Here is a 19695-nt window from a genome sequence, read left to right on the forward strand (position 1 = left end):
CGCCCGACGGCCGGACCAGCCCACCGGGCCGGTCCGGCCGTCGTCGTCCGTGGCACCATGGCACCCGCACGGCCACCCCGTGCCCCCTGCCCGCACCCGGACCCACGAGGACCGCCACCACCCATGAGCTCCACCCCACCCGCGCCCACCGGGCCCGAGACCACCGGCGTCAAGCACACCCGGTTCGAAGACGCCCTCGGCATCCTGACCGGCACCTTCGTCGTCTCCCTCGGCCTGTACCTGCTCGAGTCCGTCTCCGCCGTCACCGGCGGCACCGCCGGCCTGTCCCTGCTGGTCAGCTACGTCGCCCCGCTGCCCTTCGCCGCCCTCTTCGCCCTGGTCAACCTGCCGTTCTTCCTGCTGGCCATCACCAAGAAGGGCTGGAGCTTCACCCTGCGCACCGGCGCCGCCATCGCCCTCGTGTCCGCCTTCTCCGTCCTGCACCCCGCCGTCTTCGGCACCGTCGACCTGCCACCGCTGTACGGCGTCCTCGCCGGCAACACCCTCGCCGGCGTCGGCCTGCTCATCCTCTTCCGCCACCGCTCCAGCCTCGGCGGGTTCAACATCCTCGCCCTCATCGCCCAGGAACGCCTCGGATGGCGCGCCGGCTACGTCCAGATGGCCCTCGACACCACCGTCGTCCTGGTCGCCCTCACCGTCGTACCCGTCACCACCGTGCTGCTGTCCGCCCTCGGTGCCGTCCTGCTCAACCTCGTGCTCGCCATGAACCACCGCCCCGGCCGCTACACCGGCTACTGACCCACCCCCGCCACCGACCCGGTGGCACCATCGAGACATGGCCCGCAGCGCCCACGACCAACACCTGCACGACCTCGCCCTCCTGCGCCGCGTGCGCGACCGCATCGACCGCGACCACGCCCGACCCCTCGACGTCCCGGCGCTCGCGGCCGGCGTGGGCATGTCCGCGGGGCACCTGAGCCGGACGTTCAAGGCCGCCTACGGCGAGTCGCCGTACAGCTATCTGATGACCCGCCGGGTCGAGCGGGCGATGGCGCTGCTGCGCCGCGGCGACCTGAGCGTGACCGAGGTGTGCTTCGCCGTCGGCTCGTCATCCCTGGGCACGTTCACGACCCGGTTCACCGAGCTCGTGGGCATGCCGCCGGGGGAGTACCGCCGTCGCGCGCGCTCGGCGCGGGCCGCCGAGCTGCCCTCCTGCGTGACCAAGCAGGTCGACCGACCGATCAGGAATCGAGAAGCGTCGCGACCCCGGCCTGCCTAGCGTGGACGGCATGAACATCGCCATCCACACCACGTTCCTGCCGCACACCGACCCCGAGGCCTCCCTGGCCTTCTACCGCGACCTGCTCGGCTTCGAGCTGACCATGGACGTCGGCGAGGGTGCCATGCGCTGGCTGACCCTCGTCGCCCCCGACCAGCGTGACGTGCGGCTCGTGCTCACCCCGCCCGCCGCCGACCCGGGCGTCACCGAGGCCGAGCGTCGCACCGTCACCGAGCTGATGGCCAAGGGCAGCTTCCAGTCGATCATCCTGGCCACCACCGACCTGGACGGGACGTTCGACCGGCTGCAGGCCGCGGACGCCGAGGTGGTCTCCGAACCGGCCGAGCAGCCCTGGGGTGTGCGCGACTGCGCGTTTCGCGACCCGGCCGGCAACATGGTCCGCATCGACGAGGTCCGCTGACCGACCGGCGCTAGCCTGAAGCCCCCCGCCGCGACGAAGGAGACCCGCGCATGGCCACGACCAGCCCGTCCGCATCCACCCACCCGGCCGACGCCCACGACGTCATCGCCGTGGCCGGCGCGCGGGAGAACAACCTGCGCGACGTCAGCGTCGAGATCCCCAAGCGCCGCCTGACCGTCTTCACGGGGGTGTCCGGGTCGGGCAAGAGCTCGCTGGTGTTCGCCACGATCGCCGCGGAGTCGCGCCGGCTCATCGACGAGACCTACTCCACGTTCCTGCAGGGGTTCATGCCCTCGCTGCCGCGGCCCGACGTCGACCACCTGTCCGGCATCACCACGGCCATCCTGGTCGACCAGGAGCGCCTGGGGGCCAACGTCCGGTCCACAGTCGGCACCGTCACCGACGCCCACGCGATGCTGCGCCACCTGTTCAGCCGCCTCGGCGAGCCGTACGTCGGCCCGCCCACCGCGTTCAGCTTCAACGTGCCCACGTCGAAGGCCTCCGGGGTGATGAGCACCGAGAAGGCCGGGGGAGGCACGGAGAAGAAGGTCGTGCGCGAGCAGGTCTACCTGGGCGGCATGTGCCCCGAGTGCGAGGGGCGCGGCACCGTCTCCGACCTGGACCTGGCGGTGATCGTCGACGAGTCGAGGTCGCTGAACGACGGCGCGATCCTGGTGCCCGGGTACAAGGCCGACGGCTGGATGGTCAAGGGGTTCGCCGAGTCCGGCTTCGTCGACCCGGACAAGCCCGTGGGGGAGTACACGCAGACCGAGCGGCACGACTTCCTGTACCGCGACAAGGGCAAGATCAAGGCCCTGGGCATGAACATGACGTATCAAGGCCTGATCCCGAAGCTGCGCGAGTCGGTGTTCTCCAAGGACCCGGAGTCGCTGCAGCCGCACGTGCGCCGCTTCGTCGAGCGCGCCGCCGTGTTCGGGCCCTGCCCGGCGTGCGACGGCACCCGCCTCAACCGCTCCGCACGGTCCGCGACCGTGGCGGGGCAGAACATCGCCGACGTGTGCCGCCTGCAGATCACCGACGCCGCCACCTGGGTGCGCGGCATCGACGACCCGCACGTCGCACCCCTGGTGAGCACCCTGTCGGCACTGCTGGACTCCTTCGTCCAGATCGGCCTCGGGTACCTGTCGCTGGACCGGCCGGCCGGCACCCTGTCCGGGGGAGAGGCGCAGCGCGTCAAGATGATCCGCCACCTCGGCTCGGCGCTGACGGACGTCACCTACGTCTTCGACGAACCCACCATCGGCCTGCACCCGCACGACATCGCCCGCATGAACGACCTGCTGGTCGATCTGCGCGACAAGGGCAACACCGTGCTCGTCGTCGAGCACAAACCCGAGGCGATCGCCGTGGCCGACCACGTCGTCGACCTCGGCCCCGGCGCCGGGTCCGACGGCGGCACCATCTGCTACGAGGGCACCGTCGACGGGCTGCGCACCAGCGACACCCTCACCGGCCGCCACCTCGACGACCGCGCCCGCCTCAAGGAGACCGTGCGCCAGCCCACCGGTGCCCTCGAGATCCGCGGCGCGAACCAGAACAACCTGCAGGCGGTCGACGTCGAAATCCCCACCGGCGTGCTCACCGTCGTCACCGGCGTCGCCGGCTCCGGCAAGAGCTCGCTCATCCACGGCAACCTCGCCGACCGCGACGGCGTCGTCGTCGTCGACCAGGGCGCCATCAAGGGCTCCCGGCGCTCCAACCCCGCCACCTACACCGGCATGCTCGAACCCATCCGCAAGGCCTTCGCCAAGGCCAACGGCGTCAAACCCGCCCTGTTCAGCGCCAACTCCGAGGGCGCCTGCCCCACCTGCAAGGGCAACGGCCGCATCTACACCGAGCTCGGCTTCATGGAGACCGTCGAGACCCCCTGCGAGGACTGCGGCGGCAAGCGGTTCATGGCCGAAGTGCTCGAGTACACCCTCGGCGGCAAGAACATCGCCGAGGTCCTCGACCTCTCCGTCGCCCACGCCCACGACTTCTTCTCCACCGGTGACGCCAAGGTCCCCGCCGTCGCCACCACCCTGACGCACCTGCGCGACGTCGGACTCGGCTACCTGCACCTCGGCCAGCCGCTCAACACCCTGTCCGGGGGAGAGCGCCAACGCCTCAAGCTCGCCATGCACATGGGCGACCCCGGCGGCACCTACGTCCTCGACGAACCCACCACGGGCCTGCACCTCGCCGACGTCGAACGACTCCTCGCCCTGCTCGACCAGCTCGTCGACGCCGGCAGGACCGTCATCGTCATCGAGCACCACCAGGCCGTCATGGCCCACGCCGACCACCTCGTCGACCTCGGCCCCGGCGCCGGGCACGACGGCGGCCGCATCGTCTTCGAGGGCACCCCCGCCGACCTCGTCGCCGACCGGTCCACCCTCACCGGGCAGCACCTGGCCGACTACGTCGGCGCCGACGCATGAACCCGCCCCAGGTCCGCGCCCCCGTCCTCGACGACGTACCCGCCATCGCACGCCTGCACGTGCGCTGCTGGCAGCAGACCTACCGCGGACTCATGCCCGACGCCGTCCTCGACGACCCCGGACTCGTCGACGCCCGCGAGAAGCAGTGGCGCCGAGGCCTCGACGACCCCGCGCCCCACACCCGCCGCGCCGCCGTCGCCGTCATCGACCACGACATCGTCGGCCTCGCGATGTCCGGCCCACCCCTGGACGACGACGCCACCTGGTCGCGGCAGCTCTTCAACCTCTACGTCGACGCCGCCCACCACGGCAGCGGCGCCGGGCACGACCTGCTGCAGGCCGTCATCGAACCCGGAGAGTCCGCGGCACTCTGGGTCGCCGACCCCAACCCCCGAGCCCAAGCCTTCTACCGCAAGCACGGCTTCACCCCCGACGGCACCACCACCGTCCAGGACGGTGTCACCGAGCTCCGCATGGTGCACACCCCGACCGGCTGACCACATGGCCCACGAGACCCGCTACCCCCGCCCCCACCAGCCCCTGCTGGACGCCCTCGTCACCACGGCGCTCGCGGACCACCGCCCGCCGCACCACACCGAGTGGGTCGAGCACGGGTCCAACACCCTGGTGGCACTCAGCGACCACGCCGCCGTCCGCATCGCACGGCAGCGACAGGCCGGGGGAGAGGTGCTCCGGTCGCAACGCCTCGTCGACGCCTTGCCGGACGTGCCCTTCCACGTGCCCCGGTCGCTCGCCGCGCCCGTCGAGATCGACGGCCACGTCGCCGTCGCGACCCGCCGCCTGCACGGCAGCCCCCAGCCGACCACGCGCCCCGACGCCGGCGCCCTGCGCGAGGTGCTCGACGCCGTGCACCAGATCGACGCCGCCGCGCTCGAGCCCCACCTGGCCCCGCGCCGCGCCTTCTGCGGGGGAGAGGACTGGGAGACCACGCTCCGCGACCGCGTCGTACCCCTGCTCCCCGCCGACGTCCAGGACGAGGCCCACCGGCGCATCGACACGCTCGCCGCCCTCGACGACGCTCCCCGCACCGTCAACCACGGCGACCTGGGCAGCACCAACGTCCTGTGGCACGGCGACCGAGTCGGTGCGCTGCTCGACTGGGACCTCACCGCGCACGAGGACCCCGCCGAGGACATCGCCACCGTGGCCACGTCGTTCGGCCTCTGGCCGGCCGCCGGGGCACTCGCGGACCTGGGCACCGTGCAGCGAGCCCGCGGCTTCGCCGGGACCATCCCGCTGCAGATCGTCGCGTTCGCCGTGCTCCAGGAGCGATCGGACCACGAGCTGGCCCGGACCGTCGCGCGGGCACAGCGCGCCCTGCGCCGGAGCGTGCCGTGACCGGCGGCGTCAGACGTGCTGGTCGACGAGCACCGGGTTGCCGTCGGGGTCGATGAGCACGAAGCTCGCCGGGCCGGTCGTCGTCTCGTCGGCCGCGGTCTCGATCTCGGCGCCGGCCCCCCGCACCTGGCGCTGCAGCTCGCGCACGTCGGTGAACTCGCCCACGGGACGCGCCTGCTGGTCCCACCCGGGGTTGAACGTCAGGATGTTGCGCTCGAACATGCCCTGGAACAGCCCGATCACATGGTCGCCGTTGCGCAGCATGAGCCAGTTCTCGTCCGCGTTCCCGCCGAAGACGGTGAACCCGAGACGCTCGTAGAACGTGCGTGAGGCCTGCAGGTCCTGCACGGCGAGGCTGACCGAGAACGCACCGAGGTCCATGAGGGCTCCTGTCCGACGGGAGAGCGGCGACGACGCACCCATCGTGCGCGTCGCACCACCGCCCGCAACCGGAACGCCCGGCGGGCCCTCCTGATAGACAGGCAAGCAGTCACTTGCCTATAGTGAAGATCGTGACCGACGACCTGTTCAAGGCGCTCGCGGACCCCACCCGGCGGGCGATCCTCGACGAGCTGACCGAACAGTCCGAGCAGACACTCTTCGAGATCTGCACCCGGCTGAGCGTGCGGCACGACGTGTCCATGTCACGCCAGGCCGTGTCCCAGCACCTGGCCGTCCTGGAGGCAGCCGGGCTGGTCAGGACGCGACGGGAGGGTCGCTACAAGCTCCACGGCCTCGACACCTCACCGCTACGGCGGATCGTCGAGCGGTGGCCGATACCTCACATCCCGGAGGACCACTCATGAAGATCCACCTGACGAGCATCTTCGTCGACGACCAGGAGCGCGCCCGCGCCTTCTACACCGACACGCTCGGATTCGTGGTCAAGCACGACATCCCGATGGGGGAGCACCGGTGGCTGACCGTGGTGTCCGCGCACGATCCGGAGGGGCCTGAACTGTTGCTGGAACCGTCCGATCACCCCGCGGTCGCGCCGTTCAAGGACGCGCTGGTGGCCGACGGCATCCCGGCCGCGCAGTTCGCCGTCGAGAACGTCCGTGTCGAGCATGAACGACTGCGAGCCCTCGGCGTGCGATTCACCCAGGAGCCCGTCGCCATGGGGCCTGTGACGACGGCGGTGCTGGACGACACGTGCGGCAACCTGGTCCAGATCGCCGCCATGAACGCCTGACGCCGCGGTCGGTCCGGCCCGTCGTCACGACGATGACGACGCACCGTGACGGCGCCGACGGAGCACACGGGCCGTGGTGATCAAGGCCAGTCCAGCCACGAGCAACGTCCAGGCCGCCACCACGTGGAACGCGGCGGAGACGCCGGTGGCAGCCAGCACGGGAGCGGTCTGGGCAACAGTCGAGTGGTACATGTCGGACTCCTTGAGGGTCGTGTTGCGGTTCGGTCGGTACGGGGGAGCGGTTCTCAGGCGGCCGCGGCGACGTGGTTCCAGGTCGTCTGACGACGCGCCACGGTCAGACACACGGCGTGCACGAAGGCGCGCTGCAGCGCCAGGTCGTAGAGCAGCTCGGGCAGCACGGGTGCCGCCAGGAGGCGGGCCCGTGTCCCGGCGGGCCAGACCGTGACGAGCCGCTCGACGAGGAACACGAGGGCCACGGCAGCCCACGGACCCGAGACCGTGAAGGTGCCGGCCACCAGCGTCAGTGCGGTCAGCAGCAGGTAGGAGGCCATCATCAGCGTCCCGAGGACGAGCATGACCTGCTGACCCACATATCGAGCGGTGGTGCGGGTCAGGCCGTAGGTCAGCAGGTTGTCGAGCATCCCCTTGTACCAGCGCACGCGCTGCCGGTGGAGGTCGCCCCAGGTGGGCATGAGCTCCGTGGTGCAGGTCATCAAGGCGGGGGAGCGCAGCTCGTGGCCGAGGGTACGCAGCGCGAGAGTCAGCTCGGAGTCCTCGGTGATGGCGTGACGGTCGTAGACGTCGCCGCACCGTCCGGGCAGCGTCGTGCCACGCGCCGAGGCGACCGCCTCGAGGGCTTCGCGACGCACCATCGCCGCGGTTCCCGTGAGAACAGCGGTCCGACCGGTGACCTCGATCTGGACCCCGTAGCGGGCATACTCGTTGGCCTGGCAGCGCTCCAGGAACCCGCCAGGGTCGCGTCCTTCGAAGACCCCGCCGACGGCGGCGACGGCGGGCTCGGCATCGAGGATCGCCAGCCCTTCCTCGATGAAGGTGGGAGCGATGGAGGTGTCGGCGTCCAGGACCATGACGACCTCTTCATCGGTGATGGTCTCGATGGCCTGGTTCAGGGCGCCAGCCTTCCGGTCGGTGTTACCGGAGCTCTCCATGACGTCGGCGCCAGCGGCGCGGGCCACAGCGACGGTCTGGTCCGTGCTGTTGTCCGAAACAACCAACACGCGGCCCGGGCGGCACGTCTGCGCCCACAACGAAGCGATCGTGTCGGGAAGAGCGGCTTCCTCGTCGTGGGCGGGAACGATCACGACGACGTGAGAGGCGACCGACCGAGGGTGGTCGAGCCGGGTGTCGCTGGTCTGCGAGGAGTGCATCGGAGGCTCCGAGGGTCGTCTCGTGCTGTGGACGACCACGAGCCTCGACGGCACACCTCAGGCAACCGTCAGGGTCGGCGCGAGGACCGATCAGTTCCTCCGCAAGCAGGTCAGGAGTCCGTCAAGACCTCAGGACAGCCTCACGACAACGCTGGTTACGGCGCAGGATCAATGCACCATGGCGCAAACCGATAATGCACATTATGTCATTTCGAGCGAAGGAAGCGCCCTGAGGGATGCCTGCTCCGGTCCCCTCGTGGCCCGCAGCGCCTCGGTAGGCACTGACCGCCGGGAACCTCCGTGTCGGCGACGCCACCGACCATCCCGACCCGCAGCGCACGCACGACGACGACCGGCTCGGCTCCGGTCGGCATCGCGGAGCCGACGGCTGACGTGACGCCGACGCCGGCCCGGACGGCGGCTGCTGCACCGACCGCCGATGGACCTCGCGCCGCCCGGACGGCCTCCAGCACGCCGCATGCGGCACGAACGATCCGCGCCGTGGCCGGCACTCCCCGACGCCGCCCGTTGCGCTCCCCGCACCATGACGACCCACCAGTGGGCCCTGCGTCAGCCACTGGCGTGGACGACTCGCACGCTCCGGGCGCCGACACGAAGCTGATGAGCGGCCTCACCGAGCCACTCGCACATCACGCGATCTCCGGCTATCCTGAAACGGATATTGCCGTCATACCATTGTGTATAGGGCAACACAGTGGTCTCAGGGTGGCTCCACGTCATGCTTGCGACCGTCGGCATCACCTCTCGCTCAGAATCTCCAGAGGCGCACGTCGGTCGGCGCCCCCAGCGACCCCGACCCCGCCGTCGCGCCGTGCTCCAGCCTCCACGCCTCGCCCACCGGTCACGCCATGACCCTGCTCTCCCCCACCTCGCCGATCAGCCGGGTGTCGAGAGCCCACCGCCCTGCCCGCCCTTCGCCGGCATGTCGGCGGCGCCGACTATCCTCTCGACGTCGTCGCAGGTCACCAGCGAAAGGAGCGACGCCGCGCATGGTCGCACCCCCTCGTCCCGACCGGATCACCGTCGCCCAGGCCGTCGAGCGCTACCTGTCTGCCGTGCGCGTCGAGACCGTGCGGGCAGTCCTCTCCCCCGCCACCGAACGGTCCTACGCACGCGACGTCGCCGAGCTCGCCGACCTGCTCGGCCCCGACCGTGTCCTGGACGACGTCACCGGCGAAGAGATCGACGACGCGCTGGTGCGCTACCAGGCCGGCCCGGACGGCCGCTACGCCGACCCCGCCGCGAAGCGTGGCCCCGGCCGCAGCACCGCGACCGTCAACCGGTTCCGGCAGTCCGTCACCCGGTTCTTCGCCCACGCCACGCGCCACTGCTGGGTCCAGGCCGACCCCATGCAGTGGGCGGCCCCGCCGGCCAAGGTCCGTGAGGCGCTGCGCACCGAGCGCACGGCGCTGTCCGCAGCCGCCGCCGAAGCCCTCCTCGACACCCTCCACGACGCCGGCACCACGCCGACCCGGACACCGACCCGGCACGACCAACGGCTCGCCGCCCGTGACCGCCTCGTCGTCGCCCTGCTCGTCGTGCTCGGCCCCCGCGTCTCGGAGCTCGTACGGACCGACGTCGCCGACCTGCTGCGCGAACCCGACCGGACCCGGTGGCGTATCACCGGCAAGGGGGGCACCACACGCACCGTCGCGCTCAGCCCGCCGCTGGCCGCCGCCGTCGACCACTACCTGACCACGCTGCGGCCCCAGCTCGCCGCACGGCGCCCCGACGACCCCGACACGCGCCGCGCCCTGCTGCTGTCCTGGCGTGGACGACGCCTGGACACCCAGGCCGTGCGTGCCCTGCTGGCCCGAGCCGTGGCGCGCATGCCCGAGACGTACCGGCGCCCCACCACCCCCCACGCCCTGCGGCACACCACCGCCACCCTCCTCGTCGCCGACGGCTGGGACGTCAAGGTCGTCGCCGAGCTGCTCGGCCACACCTCCATCGCCACCACCGGCGTCTACCTCGACCGCATCGACGGAGAGCTCGCCGCAGCGATCCGCACCCACCCGCTCAGCGGCTCCCTGAGAGCGGAATCACCCGCGCCGCCAGGCGCGACGCCCTCGACGTCGCTACGGTGAGTGCGTGCCCGCGCGACGACGAAACTCCACCATCCCCGTCTCCGTCCAGGTCGACTGGCGCCGGGTCCGGCGCTTCGTCGGGCGTGCCGCCGCGCTCGCGGCCGCCGTCCCCCTCACGGCCGGCGCGGCCGTGATGATCACCGACAAGGTCCGCGGCCAGCGCCACCCGCTCAACGCGACCTTCCCCACCGCCCGTCCCTCGACCACCGAGGTCGACGAGACACGCGCCACCGTCTACACCTTCGGCGCGGACCTCTACGAGGACATGCTGGCCGCCATCGACGGCGCCCAGCACACCGTCTTCCTCGAGTCCTACATCTGGAAGGCCGACGAGACCGGGGAACGGTTCAAGCAGGCCGTCGCCGACGCCGCCGCCCGCGGCGTGGACGTCTACGTCATCTACGATGGGTTCGCCAACCTCGTCGTCCCCCCGGCCTTCTACGTGTTCCCGCCGCAGGTACGGGTCCTGCGCTTCCCCGCGTTCCGCGCCGGCCTGCTCACCCTGCGCATCCGCAACTCCGGCCGGGACCACCGCAAGATCCTCGTCGTCGACGACGAGATCGCGTTCGTCGGCGGCTACAACATCGGCGCCCTGTACGCCACGCAGTGGCGCGACACCCACCTGCGGCTCGAGGGGCCGGCGGCGTGGGAGCTGCGCAACGCGTTCGTCGACTTCTGGAACCGCTGGCGCAACCCCCAGCTGCCCGTCCTGCAGGACGTCGGTGCCGAGCACTGGCAGCCCAGCCTGCGCGCCGCACGCAACGCCCCCAGCGACCTGGTGTTCCCCATCCGCGGCATCTACCTCGACGCCATCGACCGGGCCACCAGCCACATCTACATCACCCAGGCGTACTTCATCCCCGACCGCGACATCCTCAACGGGCTGCTCGCCGCCGCCGCCCGCGGCGTCGACGTCCGCGTCCTGGTCCCCGAACGCTCCAACCACTCCCTGGCCGACTGGCTCGCCCGCGGCCGCTACACCAAGCTCCTGCGCGGCGGCGTGCGGATCATGCTCTACCAGGGCGCCATGGTGCACGCCAAGACCGCCACCATCGACGGACGCTGGTCCACGGTCGGCACCGCCAACATCGACCGCCTCAGCCTCACCGGCAACTACGAGATCAACCTCGAGATCGTCGACCCCGGACTGGCCGCCGAGCTCGAGGACGTCTTCCGCATGGACGAGTCCAACGCCCGCGAGCTCACCTACCAGGAGTGGCAGGGACGCTCGCGGCTCAACAAGATCGCCGAGCGCGTCCTCGAACCCCTCGAGCCCCTGCTCTGAGCTACGGGGTCCACGCCTCCCCCACGCGCGGGCGGCGGTACACGTACTCGCCACCCACGCGCGCCGTGTCCAGGAGCCGGTCCACCAGCCCCTGACCCGCGGTGCTCAGGATCGCGTCGTGCACCGGGACCACGGACCGGGCGCCGGCGGCCCGGGCGGCGTCCATGGCGTCGGCGAGCCGCAGCCAGGGCGCGGCGACGGGCAGGAGCAGCACGTCGAGGTCCCGGCCGGGGACGTCGAGGCTGTCGCCGGGGTGGTGGACGGTCGTGCCGTCCAGCTCCACGGTGTAGGTCCGGTTGGCGATGACGGGGACGTCGGGGTGGATCACCGCGTGCCGGCCGCCGCCGACCTCGACCTGGGCGGCGCCGAGCCGCAGGATGTCGCCGGGTTCGACGGCGTGCTTGCGGTGTGCGTCGACGTCGTCGAGGAGGTCCAGGGCCCCGGCCGGACCCCAGACGTCGAGGTCGGGGTCGGCGTGCAGCGCCGCGGTGACGTGCTCGACGTCGAGGTGGTCGGGATGCTGATGGGTGAGGAGAACGGCCGTGGCGCCGTGGAGGGCCGACGCGACGTCGGAGAACCCCCCGGGGTCGACGACGACGCGTGTCGTGGTGCTGTCGAGCCGGACGCAGGCGTGCCCGTGGGACGTCAGCCGCACGGTCAGCCGGCGTGACGTGCGCGGCGACGGGCCGCGAGCTCGTCACCGGCGCGCAGCGTGTCCGTCTCGTCGTCCTCGTCGTCGAGGGACTCGGTGGGCATCTGCGACAGGGTGCCCTCGATCTCGCGCCAGACGCGGCCCACGGCGATGCCGAAGACGCCCTGGCCGCCCTGGACGAGGTCGACGACCTCGTCGGGCGAGGTGCACTCGTAGACGGAGGCGCCGTCGCTCATGAGGGTGATCTGCGCGAGGTCGTCGACGCCACGCTCGCGCAGGTGGGTGACGGCGCTGCGGATCTGCTGCAACGAGACGCCGGTGTCGAGCAGGCGCTTGACGATCTTGAGCACGAGTACGTCGCGGAAGCTGTACAGCCGGTGCGTCCCGGACCCGGTGGCGGCACGGATGGACGGTTCGACCAGGCCGGTGCGGGCCCAGTAGTCGAGCTGGCGGTAGGTGATGCCGACGACGCGGCACGCCGTCGTCCCGCGGTAGCCGGTCCCGGAGTCCTGCTCGGTGAGGTCCTCACCGAAGAGGAGCCCTTGCGCGCCGACGGGTGCCGGCCCGGCCTGGGCGCTTGCCTCGCCCCTGCTGTCCACTGTTCCTCCCGAGATGTCACTTCCACGCTGGGTCGGCCCCTGCGGGCCGTCGACGACGTTCCGCACGGCGGCGTCGGCGACTCGGACCGGCGCTCGAGCCGGGGCGTGGCGATCTCGACCCTGACCCCTGGTGGAGGGGTCCGCTCCAGGGTACGCCCGCGGGGTGCGGTTTCACCTGAGGCTCACGGCGGTGTGTCGTCGACGTCGGGCTCGTGCGGTCCCCCTGGAGCGGTGAAGTCCTCGGCGGTGGCGTGGTCGAGGAAGTCGCGGAACCGTTCCATCTCGCGTTGCTGGGTGTTGTCGACGACCTCGACCCCCGCGGCGGCCACGATCTCCGCCGAGCACAGGACCGGGCTGCCGGTCCGGACGGCCAGGGCGATGGCGTCCGAGGCGCGCGAGTCGAGCCGCACGCCGGTGGACAGCACCAGCTCGGCGAAGAACACCCCGCCGTCCAGGGCGACGATCTCGACGCGGTCCAGACCGACACCGACGGCCTCGAGCAGGTCGCGCAGGAGGTCGTGCGTCATGGGGCGGGGGGTGGCGACCCCCGCCTGGGCCATGGCGATGGCAGAGGCCTCGCGAGCCCCGATCACGATCGGGACGGCGAGCTCGGCGGCGGCGTCGAGCAGCAGGACCACGATCTCCTGGTCCTGCTGCTGCTGGCGCACCCCGACGACGTCGACCGGCACCATCGGGGCGTCCGCCCCCTCCTCGGCTCCCACGCGATCCACGCTACGACGGCGGCCGCCGTCCCGCGCTGGGAAGTTCAGCCGAGCTCGGCGGTGCCCTGCCGGATCCAGGTGCTGTGCAGGCGGGCGAGCAGGTCTCCCAGGTCGTCGGCGATCTCGGCGGCCTGCGCCCGGCCGGCGGCGGTCTGCTGGCTGCGGTAGGGCGCCACGACCTGGTCGACCAGCCCGACGTGGCGGTCGGCGGCGGACCGCAACGGGCGCAGGTGCCGCGGTTCGATGCCGTGCTCGGCCAGGCGCACGACGAGGCGGACGACGTCGGGTGCGGACGCGTCGAGGAAGCCGTCGACGGGGCGCAGCACCCCGGCGGCGACGAGGTCGCGCACCAGGTCGGTGGACGTCGAGGTCGCCTCGGCCACGGAGTCCACGGTCCACCGGCGTCGTTCACCGGCCCCGGGGTGGCCGGAAGCGGTTCCGGCGAGGCGCGGCGAGGGCCCGGGGGCGGCCTCGCCGGCGTCCATCGCGGCGAGGCGTTCCTTGATGACCTTCAAAGGCAGGTAGGAGTCGCGCTGCTCGGCCAGGACGAACCGGAGACGCTCCAGGTCGGAGGCGCTGTACTGGCGGTAGCCGGCGGCGGTCCGGACCGGCGTGATCAGCCCCTGCTCCTCGAGGAAGCGCAGCTTGGAGTGCGACACCGCGGGGAAGTCGTCCCGCAGACGGGCCAGCACCTCGGAGATCCGCATCGACGGGTGCCGGGAGATGCCCCGGGGCCACGGCTCGGCCGTCTCGCCCGGCCCGGGAGCGGGCGCCGCCCCGGATGCGGCGGTCACGACGCCGGTGCCTGCGGGTCCTGCGGCGCCTGGGGACTCGCGTGGAACGACATGCGGAACTTGCCGATCTGCACCTCGTCACCGGTGTGCAGCACCACGGCGTCGATGCGGTCGCGGTTGACGTAGGTGCCGTTGAGCGAGCCGATGTCCCGCACGACGAACCGGTCGCCGTCGCGCTGGAACTCGGCGTGCTTGCGCGAGACGGTGACGTCGTCCAGGAAGATGTCGGCCCGTTCGCTGCGGCCGGCCACGGTCCGGTCCTGGTCGAGCAGGAAGCGTTCGCCGACGGCGCCCGATCCGTACTGGACGACGAGCAGGGCCGAGTGGCGCGGCAGCGCCGAGACCGCAGCGGCTTCCTCGGCGGTCAGCGGGATGCGCGGCGTCTGCTCCTCCCCGGAGGCAGCGACCCTGCCCAGGTGCGCCGTCGTGTCGACTCCTGCCTCGCGCGGCGGGAGTGCGCGGGGGTCCGTCATCAGTCCTCCTGCTGGATCGAGCCTTCGACGTGCGCCGTCGTCCGTTCAACCTACCCCGTGACCAGCCGCCGCGGGAAGCCACGACCACCGTGGTCGGGACGATTCATCCCTCCGGGGGCTGCGGCGTCGCGTACTGCGGTTCGGCGGGCTCGCGCACGGCCGTCACCTCGACCTGCTCGTGGTCCGTCGTGGTCGCCTGGGCGCCGGCGGTCCGCACCGTGGCCAGCGCGCCGCCGGGGATCTCCAGCGCCGGGTTGAGCGTGTCGGGGTCCCCGATGACGGTCCACCGGTACGGCGAGTCCAGCGCCTGACCGTCCACGGTCACGCCCTGCTCGGAGTCGAGGAACCAGGTCGAGGTCACCAGCCGGACGTCGTTGAGCTCGACCACCTCCGCGCCCGCGTTGCGCAGCTCCTCGAGCACGTTGAACAGCTTGGCGGCGTCCAGCAACCCGTCCGGGTCCCGGATCGTGATCTCCAGCCCTGGTCCGACGGCGGGCAGCCGGCCGGACAGGATCCCCTCGGCCGACGCCCGCTCCTCCGCGAGGTCGACGGCGGCCTGGGCCTGCCCGCTGCCCGACTGCAGCTCGTCGCGCGTGCGGGACAGCTCGGCGACCTCGTCCTCGAGCTGCTCGGCGCGCTGGGTGACCTCGTCCAGCAGCCGGACCAGGTCGTCCTGGCGCGCCGAGGTCAGCGGGTCCTGCGCGGACTGCTGCACCTGCACGACCAGGGCGAACCCCAGCGCGGCGCACAGCAGGGCCGCCAGCAGCTGCGACCGGTTCAGCCGCGGGCGCATGGTCCGGCGGAGCGCACTCCACCCGGTGGCGGGCGGGGCCGGGGCTTCCGGCTCCCGCTCGTCCGCGACGTCGGCCGGCGGCGCGTCCGACGCCTCGGCCCCGGGCATCGCCTCGGACTCCGACTCATCCACGGTGGTCGACCCGGCGACGTCGACCGGCTCCGGCGTCGACCCGCCGTCCTGACCGGTGTCCTCGCCGGCGTCCGTGCCAGGACTCGCACCGGTCGCCGGGTCCGACAGCTCGGTCACCGGCACCGACAGGTCCAGCGGGTCGACCGGCGAGTCCTGCCCGCCCGCGGACCCGGCCAGCTCGTCGGACGGACGCCGCTGCTCACCGTCCTCGGGCTCCGGGCCCACGGGACCGTCCTTCTCGTCAGCCATCGTCACGCCTTGAACAGGTGTCGACGGATCGCGGCGGCGTTCGAGAAGATCCGGATGCCCAGCACCACCACCACGGCGGTCGACAGCTGCGAACCGACACCCAGCTGGTCGCCGAGGAACACGATGAACGCCGCCACCAGCACGTTCGACAGGAACGACACGACGAACACCTTGTCGTCGAACAGGCCGTCCAGCTTCGCCCGCAACCCCCCGAACAAGGCGTCCAGCGCGGCCACCACCGCGATCGGCAGGTACGGCTGCAACGCCACCGGCACGGTGGGCTGCAGCACCAGACCGGCGACCACGCCGATCACGAGCCCGACGACGGCGATCATGGGTTCTCCTCCTGGCTCACGTTCTCCTCGTCCCCCTCCGCGGGTTCGGCGTACCGCAGCTGGTTGCCGACGCTCGGCAGCACCAGCTCGTCCGCCGTCTCCATCGTGGTCTCGATACCCCACAGGTCTGCCAGCAGCCGCACGTCCGCCGGCACGCCCGTGCGAGCGTATTCGGTCTGCATCTGCTCCGGGTCACCGATCGCCGCGATCTCGTACGACGGCCCCGGCAACGGCACCAGGTCGACCATGATCGCAGCACCCGCGTGCCGGATGGCGGACAACGACGTCAACCGCTGCCCCCCGACGCTGATCGCCTCGGCGCCCGAGGCCCACAACGCGTTGACCACCGTCTGCAGGTCCGTGGCCTGCACCCGCACGTCCGACGGCGCCACCCCCTCGGCCACCTCCGTCGCGTCGCTCATCGTCACCACCAGACCCGGACCGGACACCGGCACCGCCCCCGTCACCACCGCGTCCAGGCGCACCTGCTCGACCAGCTCCGAGTCACCCGCACCCAGGGCGCGTTCCTGCAGCGCCGCGACCTCCTCGCTCAACGCCGCCGACTCCGCCCGCAACGCGTCCACCTCGGCCTGCCGGTCCTCGATCTGCGTCTCCAGCAGCGTCCGCGCCGACACACCCTCCGCCGGCGCTCGCAGCTGCTGCGCGGCCGTGACGGTCATCAGCCCGAGCAGCACCGCGACGAGAGCCAGCAGGAGGACCCCGGCGCCCCGGCGGTCCCCCTCACCCGCGGCCCGCCGTCGTGCCGCGTCCGCGTACCCCGGGTCCAGGGGCCGTTCCATGACCTCGACCAGCAGGGTCATCGACTCGTCCGGTCGCCGCTTCGTCGGGGCGGTCACCCGTCACCCCCTTCGTCCTCGCTCGGTTCAGCACGCACCAGCCGCCGCGCCTGCGCGACGTACTGCAGGCCGGCCAGCCAGTACAGCCCCACACCCCACCACGTGAACGCCCAGCCCACGACCTGCGCCACCGGACCCACCGCGCCCGGCATCTGCGCCAGCAGCAGCAGCGGGAACGCGTACAGCAGGGCGAAGGTCCCCGCCTTGCCCACGAAGCCGACCTGCAGCGGACCGTACCCGCGCCGCGCCAGGTACGGGACCAGGCACGCCAGCATCACGTCCCGCGCCACCACGACCACCAGCACCCACAGCGGCACCACGCCCCGCCACGCCAGCCCGACCAGCGTCACCACGATGAACAACCGGTCCGCCGCCGGGTCCAGCAGCTGACCCAGCTTCGTGACCTGGTCCAGGCGACGCGCCAGGTACCCGTCCAACCAGTCCGACACACCCGAGACCGCCAGCACCAGCAGCGCCCACACGTCCTGCCCGGTGGTGATCAGCACCGCGAACACCGGCACCAACGCCAGCCGCGCCATGCTCAGCACGTTCGGGACCGTCCACACGGCCGAGCGCACCTGCCGACCTGCCTGCACGTCCACCACCCGCGTCCGGATCCACTGCCCCGCACATCCTACGCAGTGCCGCGAACCCACCGGACGCAGTGGGCAAGGTCACCGCCCGCACCCTGGCCCCACGCCCCAGGCCGCGTACCATGGAACACACCATCGGAGTTCGTCGTCCTCCCGCGTGTTCAGGGCCCCGCCACCAGCGGCCGGGGCAGATTGTGTGTCCGGGACAGTGCGACCGCCTCGCCGCCACGGCGACGCAGGACTCCCCCGCACCCCGACGAACGGTCGAACTCGCCATGAGCACCCCTGACTCCACGCTGCCCACCGACGCCCCCGCCGCCGAGCAGCCCACCTTCACCGAGCTGAACCTGCCGACACCGCTGCAGCAGGCCGTCGACAGCCTCGGCTTCACCACCCCCTCCCCCATCCAGGCCCAGGCCATCCCCGCCCTGCTCGCCGGCCGCGACATCACCGGCGTCGCCCAGACCGGCACCGGCAAGACCGCCGCCTTCGGCCTCCCCCTGCTCGCCGCCGTCGACCCCGACGCCGACGTCTCCCGCGGCCACGTCCAGGCCCTCGTCCTCGCCCCCACCCGCGAGCTCGCCATGCAGGTCGCCGACGCCGTCGAGTCCTTCGCCGCACACCTGCCCGGCGTGCGCGTCCTGCCCGTCTACGGCGGCGCCCCCTACCAGCCGCAGCAGCGTGCCCTGCGCGACGGCGTCCACGTCGTCGTCGGCACCCCCGGCCGCGTCATGGACCACATGGACCGCTCCGCCCTGCGCCTCGACGGCGTCAAGTTCCTCGTCCTCGACGAGGCCGACGAGATGCTGCGCATGGGCTTCGCCGAGGACGTCGAGAAGATCTTCGGCCAGGCGCCCACCCAGCGCCAGGTCGCCCTCTTCTCCGCGACCATGCCCCCCGCCATCCGCACCGTCGCCGACACCCACCTCAACGACCCCGTGCAGATCGCCGTCGCCCGGCAGTCCAGCACCGTCACCACCGTCGAGCAGACGTACGCCGTCGTGCCCTTCCGCCACAAGGTCGGCTCCCTCGTGCGCGTCCTGGCCACCTCCGACGCCGACGCCACCATCGTCTTCACCCGCACCCGCGCCGCCGCCGAAGAGGTCGGGGTCGCCCTCGTCGAACGCGGCGTCTCCGCCGCCACCATCTCCGGCGACGTCGCCCAGAAGGAACGCGAGAAGATCGTCGAACGCCTCCGCAACGGCTCCCTCGACGTCCTCGTCGCCACCGACGTCGCCGCCCGCGGCCTCGACGTCGAACGCATCGGCCTCGTCGTCAACTTCGACCTCCCCCGCGAGGCCGAGGCCTACGTCCACCGCATCGGACGCACCGGCCGCGCCGGCCGCACCGGCAAGGCCCTCTCCTTCGTCACCCCCTCCGAGCGCGGCAAGCTCAAGCACATCGAGCGCACCATCCGCACCCGCCTCACCGAGGCGGAGATCCCCTCCCCCCGCGACGTCTCCGCCCACCGGGCCCGCACCATCCTCGGCACCGTCCCCGCACGCCTCGAGGCCGGCCGCCTCGAGCTCTACACCGAGCTGCTCACCCAGCACCTCACCCCCGCCGAGGACGGCACCGCCCCCGACCCCACCCAGGTCGCCGCAGCGCTCCTGGCGCTCGCGGTCGGCGACGACGGCCCGCAGCACCGTGCGGCGCAGGCCGAGCACGAGCGCGAGCGTGCCGAGGCGCAGGGTGGACGCAACCGCGAGACGTACCGGGCCGAGCGCGGGGAGCGCGACGGGGACCGCACCCGTCGTCACCCGCGGGCGGACCGCGACGACCGTCCGCGGGGCATCCGCCGTGCGGCGGAGGGCACGCGCTACCGCGTGTCGGTGGGCCACACGCACGGCGCGCAGCCGCGCGGCATCGTCGGCGCCCTGACGAACGAGGGCGGCCTGCGCGGTGCCGACATCGGCAAGATCGACATCTTCGGCAACTTCTCCCTGGTGGACATCACCAAGCCGCTCGACGACGCGACCATGTCGAAGATCGGGCGGGCGAACGTCGCCGGCCGGCAGCTGCGCATCTCGGTGGACAAGGGGGCCCCGGAGCGGCGTGCGCCGCGCACGGAGCGTCGCCCGGCCCACAGCGGGCGCTGAGC

At 72.2% G+C, this 19695-nt stretch carries 22 protein-coding genes; 11 read left to right on the forward strand and 11 right to left on the reverse strand.

The genetic code is table 11. The features are described 5' to 3' along the window. The first annotated feature begins 123 nt into the window (after positions 1-123). The 6 genes from HDG68_RS04265 to HDG68_RS04290 are packed head-to-tail and all read left to right on the forward strand — an operon-like array spanning position 124 to position 5461. A complete protein-coding gene (locus HDG68_RS04265) occupies positions 124-759 on the forward strand; it encodes a YitT family protein (protein WP_172149617.1) in 636 nt (211 codons plus the stop codon). A gap of 37 nt (positions 760-796) precedes the next feature. Beyond that, on the forward strand, positions 797-1240 hold the full coding sequence (locus HDG68_RS04270) for a helix-turn-helix transcriptional regulator (RefSeq protein WP_172149619.1): 444 nt from the start codon (positions 797-799) through the stop codon (positions 1238-1240). Between the two features lie 10 nt (positions 1241-1250). Next, complete coding sequence (locus HDG68_RS04275) at positions 1251-1661, forward strand: VOC family protein (protein ID WP_172149620.1); 411 nt, start codon at positions 1251-1253, stop codon at positions 1659-1661. A 50-nt stretch (positions 1662-1711) separates the two neighbouring features. After that, a complete protein-coding gene (locus HDG68_RS04280; RefSeq protein WP_172149622.1) occupies positions 1712-4102 on the forward strand; it encodes an ATP-binding cassette domain-containing protein in 2391 nt (796 codons plus the stop codon). Then, entirely contained in the window at positions 4099-4599 is a 501-nt protein-coding gene (locus HDG68_RS04285) for a GNAT family N-acetyltransferase (protein ID WP_172149624.1), read from the forward strand. The genes HDG68_RS04280 and HDG68_RS04285 overlap by 4 nt, the downstream gene beginning before the upstream one ends. A 4-nt stretch (positions 4600-4603) precedes the next feature. Continuing rightward, positions 4604-5461 carry a phosphotransferase gene (locus HDG68_RS04290; protein ID WP_172149626.1) on the forward strand — a complete coding sequence of 286 codons (858 nt, stop codon included), beginning with the start codon at positions 4604-4606 and terminating at the stop codon, positions 5459-5461. A gap of 9 nt (positions 5462-5470) precedes the next feature. On the opposite strand, the gene HDG68_RS04295 is transcribed toward HDG68_RS04290, so the two are convergent. Then, positions 5471-5842: a VOC family protein gene (locus tag HDG68_RS04295; RefSeq protein WP_172149628.1), complete on the reverse strand. Its 372-nt coding sequence runs from the start codon at positions 5840-5842 to the stop codon at positions 5471-5473. A 131-nt stretch (positions 5843-5973) separates the two neighbouring features. On the opposite strand from HDG68_RS04295, the gene HDG68_RS04300 reads away from it, so the two are divergent. Continuing rightward, positions 5974-6267: a metalloregulator ArsR/SmtB family transcription factor gene (locus HDG68_RS04300; protein ID WP_172149630.1), complete on the forward strand. Its 294-nt coding sequence runs from the start codon at positions 5974-5976 to the stop codon at positions 6265-6267. After that, on the forward strand, positions 6264-6653 hold the full coding sequence (locus HDG68_RS04305; protein WP_172149632.1) for a VOC family protein: 390 nt from the start codon (positions 6264-6266) through the stop codon (positions 6651-6653). Before HDG68_RS04300 ends, HDG68_RS04305 begins: the two co-directional genes overlap by 4 nt. A 245-nt stretch (positions 6654-6898) precedes the next feature. On the opposite strand, the gene HDG68_RS04315 is transcribed toward HDG68_RS04305, so the two are convergent. Then, complete coding sequence (locus tag HDG68_RS04315; protein ID WP_172149636.1) at positions 6899-8002, reverse strand: glycosyltransferase family 2 protein; 1104 nt, start codon at positions 8000-8002, stop codon at positions 6899-6901. A gap of 1010 nt (positions 8003-9012) precedes the next feature. Here HDG68_RS04315 and HDG68_RS04320 point away from each other — a divergent pair. Further along, the gene (locus HDG68_RS04320; RefSeq protein WP_172149638.1) at positions 9013-10110 is read left to right on the forward strand and encodes a tyrosine-type recombinase/integrase; all 1098 of its coding nucleotides are present in this window, start codon (positions 9013-9015) and stop codon (positions 10108-10110) included. A gap of 4 nt (positions 10111-10114) precedes the next feature. Next, complete coding sequence (locus HDG68_RS04325) at positions 10115-11395, forward strand: phospholipase D-like domain-containing protein (protein ID WP_343037424.1); 1281 nt, start codon at positions 10115-10117, stop codon at positions 11393-11395. A 1-nt stretch (position 11396) separates the two neighbouring features. On the opposite strand, the gene HDG68_RS04330 is transcribed toward HDG68_RS04325, so the two are convergent. From HDG68_RS04330 to clsA, 9 genes are all read right to left on the reverse strand, one after another. After that, complete coding sequence (locus HDG68_RS04330; protein WP_172149640.1) at positions 11397-12050, reverse strand: MBL fold metallo-hydrolase; 654 nt, start codon at positions 12048-12050, stop codon at positions 11397-11399. A gap of 2 nt (positions 12051-12052) precedes the next feature. Continuing rightward, positions 12053-12646, reverse strand: coding sequence for a MerR family transcriptional regulator (locus HDG68_RS04335; RefSeq protein WP_172149642.1), 594 nt, complete (start codon positions 12644-12646; stop codon positions 12053-12055). A gap of 182 nt (positions 12647-12828) precedes the next feature. Continuing rightward, positions 12829-13338 (reverse strand): bifunctional nuclease family protein, encoded by a 510-nt coding sequence (locus HDG68_RS04340; RefSeq protein WP_172150327.1) that lies wholly within the window; start codon positions 13336-13338, stop codon positions 12829-12831. Positions 13339-13412: 74 nt separating this feature from the next. Continuing rightward, entirely contained in the window at positions 13413-14162 is a 750-nt protein-coding gene (ftsR, locus tag HDG68_RS04345) for a transcriptional regulator FtsR (RefSeq protein ID WP_343037425.1), read from the reverse strand. Then, on the reverse strand, positions 14159-14635 hold the full coding sequence (locus tag HDG68_RS04350) for an FHA domain-containing protein (RefSeq protein ID WP_172149644.1): 477 nt from the start codon (positions 14633-14635) through the stop codon (positions 14159-14161). The genes ftsR and HDG68_RS04350 overlap by 4 nt, the downstream gene beginning before the upstream one ends. 103 nt (positions 14636-14738) lie before the next feature. Continuing rightward, positions 14739-15809, reverse strand: a complete 1071-nt coding sequence (locus tag HDG68_RS04355; protein WP_172149646.1) for a DUF881 domain-containing protein — start codon at positions 15807-15809, stop codon at positions 14739-14741. 2 nt (positions 15810-15811) lie between these two features. Next, complete coding sequence (locus tag HDG68_RS04360; protein ID WP_172149648.1) at positions 15812-16144, reverse strand: small basic family protein; 333 nt, start codon at positions 16142-16144, stop codon at positions 15812-15814. After that, the gene (locus tag HDG68_RS17315; RefSeq protein ID WP_343037426.1) at positions 16141-17001 is read right to left on the reverse strand and encodes a DUF881 domain-containing protein; all 861 of its coding nucleotides are present in this window, start codon (positions 16999-17001) and stop codon (positions 16141-16143) included. Before HDG68_RS17315 ends, HDG68_RS04360 begins: the two co-directional genes overlap by 4 nt. Continuing rightward, positions 16998-17597 (reverse strand): cardiolipin synthase ClsA, encoded by a 600-nt coding sequence (clsA, locus tag HDG68_RS04370; RefSeq protein WP_172149650.1) that lies wholly within the window; start codon positions 17595-17597, stop codon positions 16998-17000. Before clsA ends, HDG68_RS17315 begins: the two co-directional genes overlap by 4 nt. Positions 17598-17869: 272 nt before the next feature. Here clsA and HDG68_RS04375 point away from each other — a divergent pair, with 272 nt between their 5' ends. Continuing rightward, positions 17870-19693, forward strand: coding sequence for a DEAD/DEAH box helicase (locus tag HDG68_RS04375; RefSeq protein ID WP_172149652.1), 1824 nt, complete (start codon positions 17870-17872; stop codon positions 19691-19693). Positions 19694-19695: the final 2 nt, after the last annotated feature.

Source organism: Isoptericola chiayiensis (assembly GCF_013149805.1).
GTDB lineage: Bacteria > Actinomycetota > Actinomycetes > Actinomycetales > Cellulomonadaceae > Isoptericola > Isoptericola chiayiensis.

Excerpts from the sequence above, each read along its gene's own strand:
- HDG68_RS04265 (WP_172149617.1), top strand. The coding sequence starts at position 124 with ATGAGCTCCACCCCACCCGCGCCCACCGGGCCCGAGACCACCGGCGTC.
- HDG68_RS04270 (WP_172149619.1), top strand. The coding sequence starts at position 797 with ATGGCCCGCAGCGCCCACGACCAACACCTGCACGACCTCGCCCTCCTG.
- HDG68_RS04275 (WP_172149620.1), top strand. The coding sequence starts at position 1,251 with ATGAACATCGCCATCCACACCACGTTCCTGCCGCACACCGACCCCGAG.
- HDG68_RS04280 (WP_172149622.1), top strand. The coding sequence starts at position 1,712 with ATGGCCACGACCAGCCCGTCCGCATCCACCCACCCGGCCGACGCCCAC.
- HDG68_RS04285 (WP_172149624.1), top strand. The coding sequence starts at position 4,099 with ATGAACCCGCCCCAGGTCCGCGCCCCCGTCCTCGACGACGTACCCGCC.
- HDG68_RS04290 (WP_172149626.1), top strand. The coding sequence starts at position 4,604 with ATGGCCCACGAGACCCGCTACCCCCGCCCCCACCAGCCCCTGCTGGAC.
- HDG68_RS04295 (WP_172149628.1), bottom strand. The coding sequence starts at position 5,842 with ATGGACCTCGGTGCGTTCTCGGTCAGCCTCGCCGTGCAGGACCTGCAG.
- HDG68_RS04305 (WP_172149632.1), top strand. The coding sequence starts at position 6,264 with ATGAAGATCCACCTGACGAGCATCTTCGTCGACGACCAGGAGCGCGCC.
- HDG68_RS04315 (WP_172149636.1), bottom strand. The coding sequence starts at position 8,002 with ATGCACTCCTCGCAGACCAGCGACACCCGGCTCGACCACCCTCGGTCG.
- HDG68_RS04320 (WP_172149638.1), top strand. The coding sequence starts at position 9,013 with ATGGTCGCACCCCCTCGTCCCGACCGGATCACCGTCGCCCAGGCCGTC.
- HDG68_RS04340 (WP_172150327.1), bottom strand. The coding sequence starts at position 13,338 with ATGGTGCCGGTCGACGTCGTCGGGGTGCGCCAGCAGCAGCAGGACCAG.
- HDG68_RS04350 (WP_172149644.1), bottom strand. The coding sequence starts at position 14,635 with ATGACGGACCCCCGCGCACTCCCGCCGCGCGAGGCAGGAGTCGACACG.
- HDG68_RS04355 (WP_172149646.1), bottom strand. The coding sequence starts at position 15,809 with ATGGCTGACGAGAAGGACGGTCCCGTGGGCCCGGAGCCCGAGGACGGT.
- HDG68_RS04360 (WP_172149648.1), bottom strand. The coding sequence starts at position 16,144 with ATGATCGCCGTCGTCGGGCTCGTGATCGGCGTGGTCGCCGGTCTGGTG.
- HDG68_RS04375 (WP_172149652.1), top strand. The coding sequence starts at position 17,870 with ATGAGCACCCCTGACTCCACGCTGCCCACCGACGCCCCCGCCGCCGAG.